This window comes from Vulcanococcus limneticus LL (genome assembly GCF_002252705.1).
In the GTDB taxonomy this organism is placed as follows: domain Bacteria; phylum Cyanobacteriota; class Cyanobacteriia; order PCC-6307; family Cyanobiaceae; genus Vulcanococcus; species Vulcanococcus limneticus.
This window is the reverse complement of the sequence record NZ_NQLA01000143.1, coordinates 1-1,205: the sequence shown is the minus strand read 5'-3', so window position 1 is coordinate 1,205 and position 1,205 is coordinate 1. Positions and strand designations below refer to the sequence as shown.

Here is a 1,205-nt window from a genome sequence, read left to right as displayed (position 1 = left end):
TCCCCATGAGGTCTACACTGAGACCAAACCCTGTTCTTCCCGCTCGGGGTTAACGATGTCAGGGGCCGAATCTGTCCAATAAAAGCCATCCACCTCAAACCCGAGAAGCCCCTGCCCGCTTCTGATCTGGAGCGTTAGAAGGATCAGAAGGAAGCCGGCAGCTCCACCGTCTTGACGTCTTGACGTCAAAGCGCTAAGGTGTAGGGATGGATGAAACGAAGCGGGCGACCATCTACTTCGACGCGCATGTGCATCGTGCACTGCGACTGAGAGCTGCTGCATGTAACCGCTCAATTTCGGACATGGTCAATGAAGCAGTTCGCATGACACTGGTCGAAGATGCGGACGATTTGAAAGATGCTGATCAGAGGCAGGCTGAGCCGAGCTCTAGCTTCGAAGAGTTTGTAACAAGCCTAAGAGATAGTGGCCGACTATAGCCTCACGATTAAGTCATCGGCTGCTAAAGAGCTTCAGTCAATATCTGATAAGGTTACTCTGAGTAGATTGATTGAAAAAATCAAATCGCTGGCCGCCCAGCCTCGGCCTTCAGGATCTGAAAAGCTCGCAGGCAGGCAGAACCTTTATCGTGTTCGTCAAGGCAACTATCGTGTCATCTATTCTGTCGATGATAAGTTGCGCGTTGTCGACGTTGTTAAGGCCGGCCACAGAGGAGATGTCTATCGATGAATGGACCTTCTAACATCAAGATACAGAAGGCGGGAGCGGAGGAAATCGGCAATGCCCATATTCTCTCGCCCGCTTCTGATCTTGAGCGTTAGTCTGACCCCAGGTGCCAATCTCTGTAAGCTCAGAATCCCTCAAACCTGTTGTGTAAGGCGGAAAGGCACAAGAGGTGAAACATGACCTCTATTCACGAGAATCACAAAGAAGCCATCGGTAAGCTGAGCCTTAAGTGCAGTGTTCAGTGGCTTATTTACCGGTCGGCGATCAGCATGCCGGTCAACGACATTGCGGTCCCTTCTGCCTACGACAATCAGCAGCCCCAGCAGATCCCGATCCTGCACTTCATAGACCAGTCGCCTTCAATCGGCGCGGCGCGCAATCTTGTAGCGATCGACCGAGCCCGGAAGTGCCTCGGGGTGGAGGGCCCCCCTCTGCCAGGAAAGTTGACGCCTCTCCATCCCGACCACTTTTTCCACCAGGGGGCTTGATGGAGCAGAGCAATGCGGCGTTACAGCGAGGCC

General features: G+C 53.3%; 1 protein-coding gene. It reads left to right on the top strand.

Annotated features, from left to right (window positions below; genetic code table 11):
* Window positions 1-423: 423 nt before the first annotated feature.
* Complete coding sequence (locus tag CJZ98_RS19635) at window positions 424-687, top strand: type II toxin-antitoxin system RelE family toxin (RefSeq protein ID WP_094592429.1); 264 nt, start codon at window positions 424-426, stop codon at window positions 685-687.
* Window positions 688-1,205: the final 518 nt, after the last annotated feature.